The organism is Sphingobacterium multivorum (assembly GCF_039511225.1).
GTDB lineage: Bacteria > Bacteroidota > Bacteroidia > Sphingobacteriales > Sphingobacteriaceae > Sphingobacterium.
Genome location: NZ_CP154261.1, coordinates 3,996,914 through 4,015,001 on the forward strand (window position 1 = coordinate 3,996,914; position 18,088 = coordinate 4,015,001).

The window sequence follows — 18,088 nt, forward strand, 5'->3', positions numbered from 1 at the left end:
AACGAATAATGACATCTGATCAGGAGCAAATTCGGATGATACAAGGATTAACTATTTATTTGGCTTTTAAATTTCCCTTTATGGGAAAGACATTTTTCTTATGAAAAAATCATATTTAGTACTTCATACCGCGGTACTGCTCGCAGGCTTCACCGGAGTTTTCGGCAAACTCATTACCCTCAATCAGATACCACTCGTGTGGTTTAGGGTTTTACTTTCAACACTTATTCTTTTCGTTGTCCTCAAATTATTCAAGATTGAGCGATTAAAATCGACAAAAGATATACTGAATATTGCAAGAGGTGGATTATTGCTCACCATCCATTGGATATTTTTCTATGGAAGTATCAAGTTTTCCAATATTTCCATTGGCGTAGTGTGCTATTGCCTGACCAGTTTTTTCACAGCCATTCTAGAACCTATCATCAATAAAAAAAGATTTAGTGCGGCGCAGCTGATGTTAAGCATGTTGACCTTGATCGGAATCAGTTTAATCTTTCATTTTGATAGCTCTTATCAAATGGGCATTATTTTGGGTGTAATTTCAACTATTTTCGCGGCCCTATATACCATCTACAATGAGCGATTGGTCAAACAATATGATAGTAAATTACTCAACTATTATCAAATGCTTAGTGGCACCATTGTATTGGGACTTGGACTGCCTATTTTCTATTATTTATTTCCCACCGAACGTTTTATACCAAGCTTTTCTGATGGGATCTATTTAATCTTGCTGTCTTTATTTTGTACGGTTGGTCTTTATGTTCTTTTTGCCGAATCACTCAAGAAGCTATCTGCATTTACGGTCAATTTGAGTTTCAATCTTGAGCCCATCTATTCGATTATCATTGCTTTTTTATTCTTCAACGAAGGCAAACAAGTCAATGCTTCCTTTTATGTGGGGCTCGCTTTTGTACTCGTTTCTGTTCTTCTTCAAACGCTGCGCTCTATCCGGAATAAAACTTAATAATTTCTTTTTCAATAGGCAAACATCGCATTGATTGCCTATAGAAATGTTGTTTTAACGTTAAATGTAACCACCGATGGCCTGGGCCGACGCTATCCGGCAACAACATCGGGTGGAAAAACTGGCATTATAAAGAAAAGAATCGTCTTTCATAACATTTTTTAGGTAGATGCTGCCTTTGCCAAACGCGCAATATGTTGTCCGGCTTTCATGCCTGAGAATATACAACCGCCCAAAAAAGTGCCTTCTAACGCTCGATAACCATGCATGCCACCACCACCAAATCCAGCTACCTCGCCCGCTGCATACAAACCCGCTATCACCTTGTTATCCTTTGTTAGTACTTGCGAATGGAGATTCGTTTTGAGACCGCCTAAGGTTTTACGCGTCAACACATGGAGACGTACCGCAATGAGCGGTCCATTTTCCGGCGCCAGGATTTTATGGAGGGCTGCCACTCGACCTAATTTATCACCAAGGTAGTTTCGTGTATTTCGAATATAATTTACTTGCGTGTCCTTTGAAAACTTATTATCGACCTCCCGGTCACGCGCTTCAATTTGCGATTTAATCGCTTCATAATCCAATAGATCCTCCCCTGTCAAACCATTCATACGAGCGACGAGATCCTTTAGATTGTCCGAAACAATAAAATCACGTCCCTTTTCCTTAAAAGCCTCAACTGGTCCAGGTGCATTTTTCCCAAAAATGCGTTTCAAAAATAACCTATAATCCTTGTTGGTGATATCCGGATTCTGTTCTGAACCTGAAAGAGCAAACTCCTTTTTGATAATCTTCTGTGTCAGGATAAACCAGGAATAAGAAAAGCCTGTCTCTTGCAGGTGTCTGAGTGTACCCAAGGTATCAAATCCAGGTAAATAAGGAGCTGGAAGCCTATTACCGCGGGCATCAAACCACAATGAAGACGGCCCAGGCAAGATACGGATGCCGTGCATAGGCCATATTGGATTCCAATTTTCAATCCCTTCCGTATAATGCCACATGCGATCGCGGTTTATCATATGAGCCCCAACCTCTTCGGCAATTCCAATCATTTTTCCATCGACATAGGCGGGAACACCTGAAATCATTTGCACTGGTGCTTTCCCTAATCGTTCAGGCCAATTTTCGCGTACCAATTGATGATTTGCTCCAATCCCTCCCGAAGCAATAACGACCTGATCTGCATAATATTCAAACGCTGCAAGAATATTTCTGTTGGTAGCAACACCCCTTGCTTTGTTATCATCTTCCAAAACATCGCCCGCAATTCCGATGACCGCGCCATCTTGCGTTAGCAATTTTGTCACGCGATGTCGAAAGCAAAACCGCAGCAGACCTTTTTCCTGCGCAGCAAAAGCTTTATCCACAAAAGGTTTCACAACGCCAGTTCCAGTCCCCCAACTAACATGAAATCTAGGAACGGAATTACCATGCCCCGAGGCCGATCCGTCACCGCGCTCAGCCCAACCGACCATAAACATCAGCTTAATACCGAGCTTAGCGACGTAAGCAGCCTTCTCTTCCGTCGCAAATTTCAGGTAGGCCTCTGCCCATTGTCGCGGCCAATAATCCTCCTCGCGGTCAAATCCTGCAGTTCCCATCCAGTCCTGCCGAGCCAGTTCAAAAGAATCCTTGATACCCATGCGACGTTGTTGAGATGAATTGACAAGAAAAAGCCCACCAAAGGACCAATAGGCCTGACCACCAAGATTTTCAACTGTCTCCTGATCCACAAGAAGCACTTTCTTACCAGCATTGGTAACCTCCATTGCTGCTGTAAGCCCTGCTAAACCCGCTCCGATAATAATCACATCAGGTTTAAATTGTTCAACTGTTTGCATAGATATTCTTTTACTGAACGGTTATCCCAATAAAAATGTAAGTGCTCACAAGACCTACCACACTATATAAATCTACTAGTTTGTGTAGGAATGTACAAGAAAAACTTAACAGAAATCTGCCGGCGCTTTTCAAAAAAAGGGCCCAGCATTATATCATAAAAATAATAGAATAACCTAATTTAAATTATTTTAATAATAAAAAATAGCATTATAACTTTGTGCCATCAATCATTCAGATAATAGTAGGCATCCTTTCGAACAGATTTATTTGATAAAAAAAGGTGCATCAGAACAATAAATAACTTGAACAGGAAACATAAAAAATAAAAAAATGGAATACAGAAAATTAGGAAAAACAGATTTAGAATTGTCAGCAATTACTTATGGAGCTTTTGCAATTGGCGGTAACATGTGGGGCGGAAATGAAAAGAACGATTCTATTGATTCTGTGAAAGCATCGATCGACAACGGTGTCACTACGTTAGACACAGCCCCGTTTTATGGCTTCGGTTTGAGTGAAGAAATGATCGGTGCGGCAATTCAAGGTTATGATCGGACCAAAATACAGGTATTGACCAAATTTGGTTTGGTATGGGACGGTAGTAACCAAGGAAAAGGTGAATTTTTCTTTGACGCAGAAGAAGCTGGTAAAACTATTCCAGTTTATAAATATGCATCAAAAGCTAGTGTAATTCAGGAAGTAGAGAATAGCCTAAAACGCCTACGCACCGACTATATCGATCTACTACAGATTCACTGGCCAGATAGTACAACTCCGATTTCCGAAACGATGGAAGCCTTGGATCTTCTTTTACAACAAGGTAAGATTCGTGCTGCCGGCGTCAGCAATTATAGCGCTGACCAAGTTTCAGAAGCACGAAAAACCCTCAATATAGCGAGTAATCAAGTTGGTTACAGCATGCTGAACCGAGGTATCGAACAGGACCTTGTTCCTTACGCAAAGGAAAATGATCTGGGTATCATTGTATATAGCCCTATGGAGCGTGGTTTGTTAACCGGTAAATATTTCAATACGGGTAAATTAAAAGAAAACGATCACCGCAATGGTTATTTCCAACAATTTGATCTGGCCAAGGTAAAGACCTTCTTGGATACCATCAGTCCAATTGCCGCAAACAAAGGTGTCACGCTTTCTCAATTGGTATTACGCTGGACTAGTTTACAGCCGGCGATCACTGTGGTCTTGGCAGGTGCCCGAAATGCAGAGCAGGCCATCGCAAATGCGCAGGCCATCGACATCACGCTTACCGCAGAAGAACTATCCTTTATCAATCTTGCATTAGCAAAAATTTAATATTCAACGATGAAAAAATTCAATCAGTTGACAGTACTCCTCATGGGGGTACTGTCACTCACAGCATTGCAAAGCAATGCGCAAAATAAAACACTGCTGGTAGACCCAACAGATAGTACATGGCATCATGCTGCTTATGGTAAGAACGACGAGATCGGAGCTGCCAATTTAATATCACAAGAATTGGTGCTACAGTCATTAAAACTTGTCAAAAAGGGAAAAACTGTCCCTCTTGCTGTCCCTGTAAACAAACAGCTTCCAGCTTTCCGCCACCGTAGTTTTAACTTGTATAATATACAACCCGGAGAACAGGCTGGTGCAACACTTGGTCCCAATAAATTCACTTTCAACGACGAATTGGTAAATGCCTGGACCGGTGTCGGCACCCAATTGAACGGTATTGGACATATCGGAATCAACAATATCTACTACAATGGCAACAAAGCGCAGGATTTTGTTACGGTAGAAGGCGTTAAAAAACTTGGAATAGAAAAAGTCCCACCACTGGTAACCCGTGCTATTGTTTTGGATATGACAGCCTATTATGGAAAAGATATCGTTCAAGGTGGTACAGAATTTACCGTTGAAGCCATTCAATCGGTATTAAAAAAACAAGGGATCACGATCAAAAAAGGTGACATCGTCTTATTCAACACAGGTTGGTTAGAATTGATCGGCAACAACAACCAACAGTTCCTGGAAACTGAACCCGGTATCGGTATGGATGCAGCAAAATGGCTAGCAGATCAAGGTATCGTTGCTTTTGGTGGTGACACGTGGGCATCTGAAGTATATCCAAACCCCAATACCAACGAGGAATTTCCAATCAATCAGTTTTTATTGGCCAAACGTGGCATATACAATCTTGAATTAATCGACACACGCCCCTTGGTAAAAGAAAAAGTCTGGGAATTTCTATTTGTCCTTGGACAGCCCTTATATGTAGGATCCACACAGGTCAATGTCAATCCAGTAGCGATCTATTAATTGCTTTTAAGATCAGTTCGGTGAACCTCTTTATGGCACCAACTTAGAACTCATTGCTCCAATGGGGCCATTCAAGAGAAAGAATACTTAATAAAACCTTCATAACTTCGCAGACACCAACAGTAATGAAAGCAAACTGAAGGTTCTTTGTGGCCAATAAGATCAGACACTGTCAGAAAAATTAAGCCTATTTGGAAGACCAAAATCATACCTATCTTCCAAATAGGCTTTCCATTATACCTGCTTCATCCTTAAAGACTACAGCTTATCAGCAAAGCAAAATATTATTGCCTTATTGTCGAAAAGTTATCGATGATCTGCATCAGGACCAAGGCTTCCTCAATCGGAGATGGATTTGGCCCAATGCCGCTGAAATACTCTACCGCACGCGAGATCATCGGCAATTGAATATTTTCGGGATGGTCAAATCTGAATTCCTGCTCTCCATCCCCTGTTTTGATAACAACTGAATTTCCAAAAATGGAAAAACAAATACGACCAAGGCTTCCAACAATTTCACAACTGTCTACCTGATTTTCTTTGGCAACATTAAAACACCAACTTCCATTAAAAACAAGCTGGTTATTAAATAAAATGGTCCCTGTGGTCTGATCGGCAACAGCACTGTCCTTGTCCTGAATTAAACTAAAACCATTATATGAAATCGGCATTCCAAAAAAATAGAGCATCAAATCCAATTGATGGGGGGCTAAATCAAAAAAGTAGCCGCCGCCCGAAACAGCAGGATCAGTACGCCAATCTCCGCCACTTTTAGTTACCAGGTCGGGCGTTCTGCTTTGCCATAAACGGAGTTGCACCGTCCTTAGCTGGCCAATTTCACCGTTTTCAACAAGCTCTTTAACCTTTAGAAACAAAGGCAATTGTCTACGGTAATGCGCAACAACCAATTTCCCGTTCCTGTTTTTTACTTCCGCCAATAATGCTTCCGCTTCTATCGCATTTAACGTAACGGGCTTTTCAACATAAACAGATTTCCCTTTACGCAGGGCTGATAGTGCATACGCGAGATGAGAGGACGGTGGCGTTGCGACATAAATCGCATTGACATCGATATTATCGAGCAAATCGTCAGCGTCTGAATACCATAGGGGTACCTGATGTCGCATAGCATAATCAGCAGCTTTCGCCGCATCTCTTCGCATGACAGCCATTAGCTGACTATTATTTATCTGATTAAACGCAGGTCCGCTTTTTTTTTCTGTGACATCACCACAGCCGATGATACCCCATACTATTTTAGGATTTTCCATAAGTATATTCAAATTATCGCTAAAATTCTAACCAATTCTCCCTATATCTGGCCGTAATTACAGGACATACATGGAAGTACTGGTCTGAGTTCTTAGGGCTTTTCACGCCCCACAAATCGATTTTTACCCAATAGAAAACCGATCGCCCTTTCGATGTTTTTTCTTCGACTATCCGCAGTTTTTAAGTTAGAAATATAACGGATAATTTCCTTTTGCTTTGATGGAGACAATCCATCAAACACCTTTAGTGCATCCTTATTTAGCGCAAATGCTGCTTCGAGTTCTGGATGAGGCAAAATAGTCCGGTCTTCCGGATCAAAAGCGATTGTTATGGTTAAGGTCTCGCCGATTCGTTTCGGCGAGTTCGCCAATATAACCGTGTTAATGTACAGTCTCCACTCCCCCTTAAATCGCAGCAAGGTCTGAACATAATCTTTTTCATTAACTTTTCCCTTCACAGGAATATAACCTTTGTTCATTCCCGCATCCTTAAATAGGTTTTCCAGAATATCAGCAGGAACAAAAACAAAAGGATTGATACCGATAATTTCCAATTGTGCTTCAAAGGCAAACATGACACGATCAATTAGGTGATTAATTATACTTCAGAATAGCATCAATAAGTGCCAATTCATCCGCCGTAAAGTCTAGCCTGTCCAGGGCCTGGAGTGAATCAACCAGTTGCTCACTATTTCTGGCCCCTACCAAAACGGAGCTTACACGTTCATCTTTCAACAACCATGCAATTGCCATTTGAGCCAATGTTTGGCCTCTTTGTATCGCCAGATTATTCAACCGGTCTATCTTCTCCATCAATTCAGCAGTGATCATGTCACTTTTCAAAAAATGCTCTTTCGAAGCGCGCGAATCTGCCGGAATGCCACCTAGGTATTTATTGGTCAACAGTCCCTGTGCCAAAGGAGAGAAAGCGATCGCTCCGATTCCTTCTGCCTGCAGCACATCCAAAAGCCCTTCCTCGGGCGTCCGCACCAACATCGAATATTTAGGCTGATGAATAAGGCATGGTGTCCCCATTGCACGCAATAACGCAGCAGCTTTCTGAGCAAGATCAGGAGGATAATTGGACAAACCCACATAGCAGGCCTTTCCTTGATGAACAATATCTCGCAATGCGACCATCGTCTCTTCCAACGGTGTATTCGGATCCGGTCGATGATGGTAAAATATATCGACATAATCGAGCTTCATCCGTTTTAAGCTTTGGTGTAAGCTGGCCATCAAATATTTACGACTTCCCCAGTCACCATACGGGCCCGGCCACATGGTATACCCCGCTTTAGTGGAAATTAAAAGTTCATCACGATAGCCCACAAAATCGCTACGCAATATATGTCCAAAGTTCTCTTCTGCACTTCCCGGAGGCGGACCATAATTATTGGCAAGGTCAAAATGGGTAATCCCGTGATCAAAAGCGGTCACCAAAGTTTTGCGGAATACAGCTTGAATATCAGTTTCGCCAAAATTTTGCCAAAGCCCCAATGAAATGGCTGGCAGGAGAATACCACTCTTCCCACAGCGTCTGTAGGGCATATGCTGATATCGGTTTGGATTGAACGTCACGTTATAAAGTTTATACCTGCAAAATACAAAACTATTTCCAACAGTCCAGCCTATTTCCCGTTTTCGTGTTCTTTCCTGAACCTCTTTTTAACATCATTTCATTTAATAGCTGCTCATGTTTATAACACCATATCGATTGACAACAGATCATGATAACCTTCGGAGAACAGCTTCAATGAATAATTGTTTTTACCTAGAAACGTATTTATATTGCATATAAAAAGCAATTTATCTAAGTTTGGTCTTATCCAAAAGTAAAAGGGAGTAATTAAACATAACATGATCGGCAGATTCTTCAGAAAATTCTATTTACATATTGTCATCTGGACCATATTACTGCTTTTGCCCTTTATTACGTACCTCTACCAGCCGGATAAAATCGCGGATTTCAAGCCTTATTCGGCATTATCGCATTTAGTAAATATTGTATTCCTGGCTACTCATTTTTACTTGCACTGCTACGTTGTTGCACCCACCTATTTTTTTGGCCGTAGAAAGATCTTTGTACTATTAATGGCGCTTGGATTTGCCACCTATGTAGCGCTGAACTACTGTATAGTATATTTTAATCCAGATGGGGAGCTCGCTCATCTGACCAAGGAAAATATTCTTTTCGTACGATTAGTTATCGGCCCGGGCATTATTTACTCACTCTGTATGATCACCTCTTCGATGATCTTTCTCTACGATGAGCAAGCCCGACAAAAGGAGCTCAACAAACAGATTGCGCTTGAAAAAACAACGGCAGAACTAACGATGTTAAAACTTCAGATCAGCCCGCATTTCCTATTCAATACGCTCAATAATATCCGTTGGCTCATTCGTAAACAATCACCAGATTCCGAAGACACTATTGTTAAGTTGTCCGAAATGCTACGCTACATACTTTACGAAGTAGACGGCCCCAAAGTCGAACTTTTTAAAGAGATCGACCATATGCGCAATTTTATCGCCTTACAGACCCTTCGTCTTCCTATCCAAGGAAATGTAGCACTAGATATCGAAGACAGGGTCAAAAACAGAATGATCCCTCCATTACTCTTCATCCATTTTGTGGAAAATGCATTCAAGTATGGTGTGGACAGCAAAAATGAACCACAGATACAGTTTCAATTTCAGGAGACTCCAGGTGGCATTATGTTTTTATCCCGAAATAGCATTTTACAACATACGGAACCGCGTCCAAACGAAGGGATAGGACTGACCAATGTACGCAGACGATTACAATTATTGTATCCCAACCGACATGACCTCAGGATCGGAAAAACCGATGCTGGAGATTTCGAAGTGACTTTAAAACTGATGACCGATGAAGATTAAATGTATACTAATCGATGACGAACCCTTCGCGCTCAACATTTTAGAAGACGACTTATTGAATTTTGAGCAAATCGAAGTCGCCCGTAAATTTAATGCGACGGCCGAAGCTGAAGACTATTTAAAAGATCACGCTATCGATCTGATTTTTCTGGATATTGAAATGCCCGATCAATTGGGTACGCAGTTTATTCGCGAACTCACTCCCCGTCCCTTAGTTATCTTTACCACGGCCTATCACCAATATGCTGTTGAAGGTTTCGAGCTAAATGCCGTAGATTATCTGCTTAAACCCATTTCAAAAGAACGACTCGCAGCCGCAGTCCGAAAAGTGGAAGAAGGTATGCTGCTCCGTGCAAAACAGCTACCCGAACAGGATCATATTATCGTCAATGTAGAATACAAAAAGACGAAAATTTTTCTCCATGAAATCAGCTACATCGAAGGCTTGAAAGACTATGTGAAAATATACCTGGTCGACCGTGAATCGCCACTTCTTACGCGCAGCAACCTCCGAGGGATGGAAAAAATATTACCTACAGTCGATTTTCTACGCATACATAATTCCTTTATTGTCAACAAAAATCGTATTGAACAGGTCGGTCAAAGCAAACTCACCTTACCCGAAACTGCCCTTCCTATTGGTAAAAAATATATTAAAAATATCGAACAGTTTATCTAATGCTACAGGTACAAATTGAATCGATACAATTATCTGTTCGTCTACACATTCGCCGCTTCGGTCTACAGATGATTGCATAGCTAAAAAATCCTTTTCAAATTTGCGTACTATCGAACAGCCTAATCCGCGTAGCCGATAGCCGATAGCATAGCAAAGAAAAAATGAAAAGATTTATAGCAATAGCATTAATGGCAACTGCGGTTGCTTCTGTACACGCTCAAGCCCCTGCAGGCGGTCGTCCTGCTTTCGCCATGTCCGAAGGCCAGCTCTCCGGCCAAATTGTGGACGACAACGGGAAACCGATCGCACAAGCTTCCGTGAATTTATTGAAGGTCATCAAGGATCAAGCTACAGGTAAAGAAAGGGAAATTCTCGTAAAAAGTACCAGCTCTTCAGAAAATGGAAAATTCAATTTTGCAGCCATTTCACCAAAAGAAAAATGGAAGCTAAAAATTAGCTCTGTAGGCTATGCACCGATTGATCTAGCTGTAGACTACACCGATGGAAGAACAATCAAAGATCTCGGCACGATCAAACTGGAAAATGATAACCGTAAGCTCGATGAAGTCACCGTGACTGGCCGCAAGGCATTACTCGAAATGGACATCGACAAAAAAGTCTTCAACGTAGAGAAAAATATCGTCGCGGCTGGCGGTACAGCAATCGATGTACTCCGCAATATGCCTTCTGTACAAGTAGATATCGACGGTAATGTAAAATTGAGAAATGCAGCGCCAACGATTTTTGTTGACGGAAAACCGACCACGCTTACACCGGATCAAATTCCGGCTGATGTCATTGATAAAATCGAGATCATCACAAATCCATCTGCCAAATACGACGCTTCTGGAAGTATGGCCGGTATCCTCAATATTATTCTGAAAAAAAATAAGAAAGCCGGATACAATGGTATGGTCACCTTAGGAGCTGACCGCTTTGGCGGAACGAACTTTATGGGTAGTTTAAATCTACGTCAAAATAAATTCAACATCTCACTGACGGGAATGAATATGCGCATGCGGACCAACACCGAGGGCGACAGCCACCGTACCAGTACAATCAATGGCATAGAATCAACAGTAGATCAAGATATCGAGGGCAAAACAAAAGGTATGATTACCTTTGGACGACTGGGGGTAGATTACGACTTAAGTCCCAAAACAACGTTATCCGTGGCCGGTGTATTAGTACAAGGTAAATTTAAGCCTAATGAAAATTCAGCAATTTCCACCACTTCAGGGGGCGGTACTTCAATGAGCGATCGGATTTCCGAATCTGAAAGAAGCTTTAAACCACGTGGCCTGCAAGCTGGTCTCGTTCAAAAATTCAAAACTGAAGGCGAGGAATTGTCTGTCGATTTTAACTATTTTGGCGGGAATAACACCTCAAATGGTCTATATACGACCAATTATCGCAATGCCAGCGATGAGGTCAGCGGAACGCAGATCCAAAAAAACATCGGCTCCGGCAACAATAAATTTATGACTGTGCAAGCCGACTATGTCAAACCATTCAAAAATGGCATGAAACTCGAAACTGGCCTGCGTGCCCAGATCAATAAACTCAAAAACCTCAACACGAATTCCTTAAAAGCAGTGGATAAGGAGGATTTTGAAAATATCACCGCAGCTTCAGCAAACTATAATAATAAAAACAGCGTCTATGCAGCCTATGCCTCACTTGGAGGAAATCTCAAGGACTGGGTATCCTATAAAGTTGGATTACGCGCAGAAAGCTCAACTTACGACGGCGAACTTTTGAATACAAACGAAAAGTTTCACAACAAGTATCCCCTTAGCTTATTTCCGTCTTTGTTCTTAAGCAAAAAGCTAACCGAGAAAGACCAAATACAAATGAGCGTAACCCGTCGTGTCAACCGTCCGAACTTCTTTCAGCTCATCCCTTTTGTTGACTACACAGACAGCTTAAATATTACACGAGGTAATCCCGATCTTGTTCCTGAATTCACGACATCCGGCGAACTTTCCTACAGTCGCGCACATGGAAAAGGTACATTTTTGGCAACGGTATACTATAAACGTACAAACAATCTAATTACACGTTACCTAACACAGGAACTCAATCCGGTGACAAACAAAATGGATTTTATCAATACCTACATCAATGCCAACTCCAGCAAAAATTATGGTGCCGAATTCACGTATACCAATAATCTCAAAAAATGGTGGGATCTGACAGCAGACCTCAACTTCTACAATTCTAAAATTGAAGTTGATGAGAAAACACCATCGGAAGGTATGTGGACCGTATTTGGAAAATTGAACAATACATTCAACTTACAGAAAAACTGGAATCTACAGCTAGCCTTTGAATATCAAGGCAAAACAAATATGCCGGTTACACAGGGACAAACATTCGGTCCACCAATGAACCAGGCGCAAAGTTCTTCACAAGGCTACATCAAACCATTCTATGGCATAGATTTGGCTATTAAGAAAAGCTTCTTGAAAAATCAGGCTGCCTCAGCAACATTGGCTATTAATGACATCTTCAGATCACGTGGCAATACCATTGTTTCATCAGGTGAAGGATTCTCTCAAACCTACTATCGACTTTCTAATCCACAGTTGATCAAATTAAATCTTTCCTACCGTTTTGGAAAAATGGATATGAATATGTTTAAGAAAAACAAAAACCAGAATTCAATGGAAGGCCTACAAATGCAATAAAAAATAATTGTATCTTGAGGCGAGATTATTGCTTCAAGATACAATTAACACCTTATGTATAAGATATTATACCCTAAAACCGAGCTCATGAAAAAACATATTGTCAATTATGACAGTATGCAAAATTTTGACAACACTTCAGCTTTACGTTATTTTGTCTTCCCGCAAAAAGGCACAACAGTAGCAATCCTTAAGAATGTAAGCATCGAAACCGAAGGCAATACTATTACACTGTCAAAAAGCAAAAAAGAGAACCTCAAAGTCCTCTTTTTTGGTAAGTATTTACAGCCGCTGCAGATGAATTACAGAGACTCGATAGACGAGATTGCTGTTAACTTTAACGAGACTGGTATAAACTATTTTTTCAGTAATCCCTATGCCTTTCAAATCATTGATGCAGAGAATATTCATCTAGACCGTAATAGGCTTTTTCAACATAATGAAGAAAATTCGCTGACATACTTAGAAGATTACCTATATCATAGATACAAACCAATTCAGTTACAGGCCGTGGAAGAGACCGTCAGGTCAATTAATAAAAATCCTTTACAGTCCATACAGACGCTTGCTGAGCAGGTCTTTCTAACAGAGAAAACACTGCATAGGCAATTTCAAAAACATATTGGCTGTAGTATCTCAAAATATAAAAGTATACTGCGCTTTAGAAATACGATTCAAACTCATTTTGCAAACAGTCAACAGAATCTGACCGCATTATGCCTTGAGCATAACTTCTTTGATTCGCCACACTTTTATAAAGAGATTAAAAAGTTAGCCCATTTTAATCCTAAAGATTTCTTTAATAAACTTCAAGCAAGTGGGGGTGAAAAGTATCCCTATATTTTTGTGTAGAATGTCCTTTTCGTACAATTTTCGCGTAAGGTTTTATTTGAACTTTACAGCATGGAAAAATTTAACAACTACCCCATGAAAAAAACGGAAATTTTTAAATCGATTATGGTTTTTATAACCTTTGTATTATTTATCTTAACCAAAACACCTTTGCTTACCGGAAGTAAACCGGCAAATGTAATAATTAGTATTTTAATCACTTCGACACTTTTGTACGTCTTTATGACCGCGATTAAAAATATAAAAAAATCGAATTCACGTTAATAATTGGGCGGTAAACCCCAATGCCGATACCTTATTAACCGTAAAAAAAAGCATATGTAGAAGAAGTCGAATCCATACTCTTTTCCTCCATACGCTTTTTTTCCTTCCGTACAGGAATAATTTAACGGTTTCTTTCGAAAATTTCAACAATTTCCAATAAATCATTAATCACATAATCGGGATTTGCAGATGTGAGTTGAGCCGTGTCATGTGCTCCTGTTGTTATGCCAATACTCAAGGCGCAACCTGCTTGTTGCCCCTCCTGTATATCGATAATAGAATCACCAATTTTAACCACCAAACCCGGATCGGCAATTTCAAATTTTTGCATTGCCAGCTCAATCATATCGGGATAGGGTCTGTTTCGAGGTACATCAGATGCAGTAACTAACGCATCTACATCTTTGCCAACTTTCCAATTAAGCTTCTTCAAAAGTGACTCAGCTGTCTTACGATCATAGCCCGTATTGAGTACACGCAAAATGTCCTTTTCTTTCAAAAAAGCAAAAAGTTCTTCGGCATTCGTATTTGGGTAAATTTCTTCTACTTCATAGGCATGTTCCAACTGCTCCAAAAACAATGTAAACATCCGTTGTGCCAATGCATCGTTATCGACATCCAAACTATTTTTGAGTACGGTCTTAATCGCCTGTAGCTTCTCTTTACCCGCGGCATGGGCCAATACCTCAGTTAATGTCAGTTCGTATCCACCTACCGTATTTATAGCATTTCTAAGTGTCTTATAAACAATGTTATTTTCGTTCACTGTCGTACCTGCCATATCAAATACGACCATCTTGATGGCTTCTTTCATTCTATTCAATCTAAAGTTTAGCAAAAATAAAAAATTGTTAAATAAAACTAAACAAAATCATATTAATTTATTGCTATGCTTTAGTTAAGAAAACTACTTCAATGCACCACAAAATAATAAGTCCAGACGATCAGCAAAATTTGAAATGGAATACGAAACCACAAATAGTTTGGACCAGCGCCATCAAAGGTAGCCGTCTCATAATTGATACGCTTTAAGTTTGCCCGAATATTTGTAGGTAATACCAGTAGAAAGAAGACAATTAAAAGGATTCCCGTTATGCGGCTCACCTGCGGGACAAATAGTCCAATTGCAGCCATGAATTCCATTAAACCAGTTCCATAGATCATTTCTTTTTTAAATGGAACAAAGTCGGGCAGCATCAACATCATTCCTTTGGTATAAAGTAGGTGTCCCAATGCAGTGAACAACAGCATCACCGCCAATCCAACTTTTCCCGCTAAAAGAATATCCATATCCCCCTTCAACAGCAATAGGATGAGATTGGAAATAATGCAAACGACAATTAAAACAAAAAATGGTTTCATCTTTTTTATAACAAAAATAGGAGCCCTTCCCTTGGTTATCAATGAACATTTGTTAATAAATTTCTTTCCTGATCCGACTTAACGACTGCGGCCTAATACCAATATAAGACGCCAGATATTTTAAGGGAATGCTGCGAATCAGTTCAGGCTGCTCACGCATCAAATTGATATACCTGGTTTTCGCCGAATCTTCGAGTAGCGTCAGTTCCCGTTTCATTTTTTTTAGAAAAATGTCCTCAGCCGCTTTCCGTCCAATTAGATTTCCAACCGTTGTTGTTTGATATACCATATGGAGATCCTCAAACGATATCCGCCATAAAATACAATCTGTTATTGCCTCGAGATGATACGAGGAAGGTTGCTGTGTCAAGAAGGAATCGTACCCACTTACAAAAGAGTTTTCAAAAGCAAATCCAAAAGTAAAATCATAGTCCAGTTTTGGGATATTGAAACGTACAATTCCTTTTTCAATAAAAGATAAATACTGTTCAGTTTTTCCGATTTCCAAAATCAGTGATTTTTTTGGAAACACCATCCTAACAAGCTTAGCGGAAAATAGTTCCCAGTCCGTATCATTCATGACAACGAGCGATTCGAAATATTCTCTGATCTTGTTCATGATTCTTAATTTTTAGGAGCAAGATAAAAACTTCTGTTCAAATATAGCGTAATGATTATTTACTATTTAATCGATTATTTATTTCAATAAACATACGACCTATTTTACCGAAAAATATTAACTTAAATACTATAAACTTTAATCATGCATATACTTAACGAAAACGGTCCACAACGGTGGCCTGCCTTTAGAAAATTAGGTTTTCGATTTCCCTTTATTTTCATTTTGTCGTTTATTCTTGTTTTTAATAACGGCACTTATCCGTTATATGGATATATCAGCACCCCTCTTACCCATTTTATGCAAAGGTTGACTCCCTGGTTTGCAGAAAATATATTGGGCTATTCTTACGACCACAGTATCTTCATCAACGGAAGTGGGGACACCTCCTATGCCTGGGTATGCTTATTGATTCTATTCATACTGGCATTAGTTGGGGCAGCTTTATGGTCCATATTAGATCGAAAAAGAGCGAACTATAATTTTCTTTTTTACTGGTTAACCACAGCAATACGCTATTATGTTGCTTTTATGCTTATTAACTATGGCCTCATCAAACTCTTCTATATGCAAATGCAGCCACCGAGGTTAACGCAACTCCTGCAGCCATTGGGCGAGTATTCTCCTATGGGCCTCGCATGGACCTATATCGGTTATTCTCAAGGCTACAATATACTCATCGGCTCAATAGAAATATTATCGGGTCTATTGCTTTTCAGAAAGACGATGGTTTTCGGTGCGCTAATTACAGTTGCGACAAGTATCAATATTATGGCCGTCAACTATTTTTATGACGTCCCTGTCAAAATGCTCTCTACAGCACTCCTGCTACTTTCCATATTTCTACTGCTTCCCTACGTAAAAGCATTGTACGCAATTTTTATTTCAGGAAAACCTGTACAATTACTCCCTATTCAACAACCTCTATTCAACAAAAGCTGGAAAAGAAAAAGTTTATTTATCGCCAAATTGGCCCTGTTAATTCTCTTTATGGTACAACAGGTCATGGGTATATGCAGTACAAAAAAAATGATGGCTGAGTACCTAAAAAAATCATCTTTGTATGGAATTTACCGTATCGAAGAAGCGGGAACACCACGCAAAACAATCCCCGAAAATTGGCGACTTATTGTTTTTGAAATTGACAACAACAAGGTCTTAATACGCACCTCAGACTATAACCCACAAAAAGAGAGCGTTGTTATTGATGCGGTTGGAAAGAAAATCACCCTAAACAATTATCAATTTGATTATCAAATCAACCAAGATGGAAATATTCTTCTGACAAAAGCCTTTGATGACCATACAGAGCAAATTAAACTGATTAAACAAGACGTGCAAGCCTTCGAATTAATGCAACGCAAGTTTCATTGGGTACAGGAATATCCCTATAATCGTTAAATAAGAATCGTAAAAATTAAATAAAAACAAATCGTGCACAACCTCCCTATCCAGCTCAAATTAACCATGTTTTACGCCGGAAATGTCTTGGTATATGGTGAACATGTGAAACATCTCGGTTTTTTATACCAATCTTGGAACGTCAGAAATTACACCATTCAAGCTGCCGGAAATCAAGTTTTTGTTCTCACTTTATCACACTCAAAAGGTGGCATCCATCAAATTGACCAACAGAATCATCAGCTGAAGGGTTATCAAATTCATTTAATCTTTCCAGGACAAACAAGTTCTTTTTCTTTTATTGAGGAAACCTTGGCCCATCAGTTTAAAATTTCTAAACAAAATTTTGAAAAGCTTTGCCTTACCCTTCCGATTAATACAAAACTCCTGCGGGATCATCCTATACTTGACATCGCTCAGCATGAATTTGAAAAACTCCATAGTGAATTAACTAAAATCGGTTCAGAGCTTTGTCGTTTTCAGCCTCTATTTACAATCATAGGATCACGTACAGCAACTAGTTTGCAGGAAATCAACCGTATCATGTTGAATAGAACTGGTCGTGTCCCACAACATTACCTACCGACTACGATGGATCGGCTTCTAGAGTTGATCGAGCTAAATTACAAACAGGAACACCAGGTGGCCTATTATGCGAATTTGCTCAATATGACCACGTATAGTCTTCGGAAGCTGACAAATCAACATATGGGTATTCTACCACTTAAACTGATTCACAATCGCTTATTAAAGGAGGCGATGCATCTATTAAGCTTGGGGCCCAACCCAATCAAGGCTACTATGATTGAATTAGGCTTTCAGGAATTATCTACATTCGCTCATTTTTTCAAGAAACGAACGCAGATGTCGCCATCGGAATATCAAAAAAAATCATTCCCTGCTTACTTACCATAAAAACGGCTCCACTCTGAT

Annotated in this window: 16 protein-coding genes; 9 read left to right on the plus strand and 7 right to left on the minus strand. The window is 40.0% G+C overall.

The window, feature by feature from the left end; translation table 11 throughout:
- The first annotated feature begins 100 nt into the window (after positions 1-100).
- Complete coding sequence (locus AAH582_RS16875) at positions 101-970, plus strand: DMT family transporter (protein ID WP_046675370.1); 870 nt, start codon at positions 101-103, stop codon at positions 968-970.
- Positions 971-1,131: 161 nt separating this feature from the next.
- On the opposite strand, the gene AAH582_RS16880 is transcribed toward AAH582_RS16875, so the two are convergent.
- Entirely contained in the window at positions 1,132-2,814 is a 1,683-nt protein-coding gene (locus AAH582_RS16880) for an FAD-binding dehydrogenase (RefSeq protein ID WP_343318939.1), read from the minus strand.
- 331 nt (positions 2,815-3,145) lie between these two features.
- Between AAH582_RS16880 and AAH582_RS16885 the strand changes: the two genes are divergently transcribed.
- Both AAH582_RS16885 and AAH582_RS16890 read left to right on the plus strand, forming a co-directional pair.
- Positions 3,146-4,129 carry an aldo/keto reductase gene (locus AAH582_RS16885; RefSeq protein WP_343318940.1) on the plus strand — a complete coding sequence of 328 codons (984 nt, stop codon included), beginning with the start codon at positions 3,146-3,148 and terminating at the stop codon, positions 4,127-4,129.
- Between the two features lie 9 nt (positions 4,130-4,138).
- Positions 4,139-5,116, plus strand: a complete 978-nt coding sequence (locus tag AAH582_RS16890) for a cyclase family protein (protein WP_343318941.1) — start codon at positions 4,139-4,141, stop codon at positions 5,114-5,116.
- 284 nt (positions 5,117-5,400) lie between these two features.
- Here the strand turns inward: AAH582_RS16890 and AAH582_RS16895 are convergent, their stop codons facing one another.
- From AAH582_RS16895 to AAH582_RS16905, 3 genes are all read right to left on the minus strand, one after another.
- Positions 5,401-6,387: a Gfo/Idh/MocA family protein gene (locus AAH582_RS16895; protein ID WP_343318942.1), complete on the minus strand. Its 987-nt coding sequence runs from the start codon at positions 6,385-6,387 to the stop codon at positions 5,401-5,403.
- Positions 6,388-6,479: 92 nt separating this feature from the next.
- Entirely contained in the window at positions 6,480-6,962 is a 483-nt protein-coding gene (locus tag AAH582_RS16900; RefSeq protein WP_115050467.1) for a YdeI/OmpD-associated family protein, read from the minus strand.
- A 19-nt stretch (positions 6,963-6,981) separates the two neighbouring features.
- The gene (locus tag AAH582_RS16905) at positions 6,982-7,938 is read right to left on the minus strand and encodes an aldo/keto reductase (protein WP_312194189.1); all 957 of its coding nucleotides are present in this window, start codon (positions 7,936-7,938) and stop codon (positions 6,982-6,984) included.
- A 309-nt stretch (positions 7,939-8,247) separates the two neighbouring features.
- Between AAH582_RS16905 and AAH582_RS16910 the strand changes: the two genes are divergently transcribed.
- The 4 genes from AAH582_RS16910 (at position 8,248) to AAH582_RS16925 (ending at position 13,509) form a co-directional block, all read left to right on the plus strand.
- Entirely contained in the window at positions 8,248-9,288 is a 1,041-nt protein-coding gene (locus tag AAH582_RS16910) for a sensor histidine kinase (RefSeq protein ID WP_343318943.1), read from the plus strand.
- Entirely contained in the window at positions 9,278-9,967 is a 690-nt protein-coding gene (locus AAH582_RS16915) for a LytR/AlgR family response regulator transcription factor (RefSeq protein WP_343318945.1), read from the plus strand. The genes AAH582_RS16910 and AAH582_RS16915 overlap by 11 nt, the downstream gene beginning before the upstream one ends.
- Before the next feature lie 161 nt (positions 9,968-10,128).
- Positions 10,129-12,657 carry a TonB-dependent receptor domain-containing protein gene (locus AAH582_RS16920; protein WP_343318947.1) on the plus strand — a complete coding sequence of 843 codons (2,529 nt, stop codon included), beginning with the start codon at positions 10,129-10,131 and terminating at the stop codon, positions 12,655-12,657.
- An 87-nt stretch (positions 12,658-12,744) separates the two neighbouring features.
- Entirely contained in the window at positions 12,745-13,509 is a 765-nt protein-coding gene (locus AAH582_RS16925) for a helix-turn-helix domain-containing protein (protein ID WP_343318949.1), read from the plus strand.
- Between the two features lie 385 nt (positions 13,510-13,894).
- On the opposite strand, the gene AAH582_RS16930 is transcribed toward AAH582_RS16925, so the two are convergent.
- The 3 genes from AAH582_RS16930 to AAH582_RS16940 form a co-directional block, all read right to left on the minus strand.
- Positions 13,895-14,587, minus strand: coding sequence for an HAD family hydrolase (locus tag AAH582_RS16930; RefSeq protein WP_343318950.1), 693 nt, complete (start codon positions 14,585-14,587; stop codon positions 13,895-13,897).
- A gap of 98 nt (positions 14,588-14,685) precedes the next feature.
- On the minus strand, positions 14,686-15,135 hold the full coding sequence (locus AAH582_RS16935) for a DoxX family protein (protein WP_343318952.1): 450 nt from the start codon (positions 15,133-15,135) through the stop codon (positions 14,686-14,688).
- A 52-nt stretch (positions 15,136-15,187) separates the two neighbouring features.
- Positions 15,188-15,754: a Crp/Fnr family transcriptional regulator gene (locus AAH582_RS16940; RefSeq protein ID WP_343318954.1), complete on the minus strand. Its 567-nt coding sequence runs from the start codon at positions 15,752-15,754 to the stop codon at positions 15,188-15,190.
- A 144-nt stretch (positions 15,755-15,898) separates the two neighbouring features.
- Between AAH582_RS16940 and AAH582_RS16945 the strand changes: the two genes are divergently transcribed.
- Together AAH582_RS16945 and AAH582_RS16950 are read left to right on the plus strand one after the other, a co-directional pair.
- Entirely contained in the window at positions 15,899-17,155 is a 1,257-nt protein-coding gene (locus AAH582_RS16945; protein WP_343318956.1) for a hypothetical protein, read from the plus strand.
- A gap of 33 nt (positions 17,156-17,188) precedes the next feature.
- On the plus strand, positions 17,189-18,070 hold the full coding sequence (locus AAH582_RS16950) for an AraC family transcriptional regulator (RefSeq protein WP_156167711.1): 882 nt from the start codon (positions 17,189-17,191) through the stop codon (positions 18,068-18,070).
- Positions 18,071-18,088 lie beyond the last annotated feature (18 nt).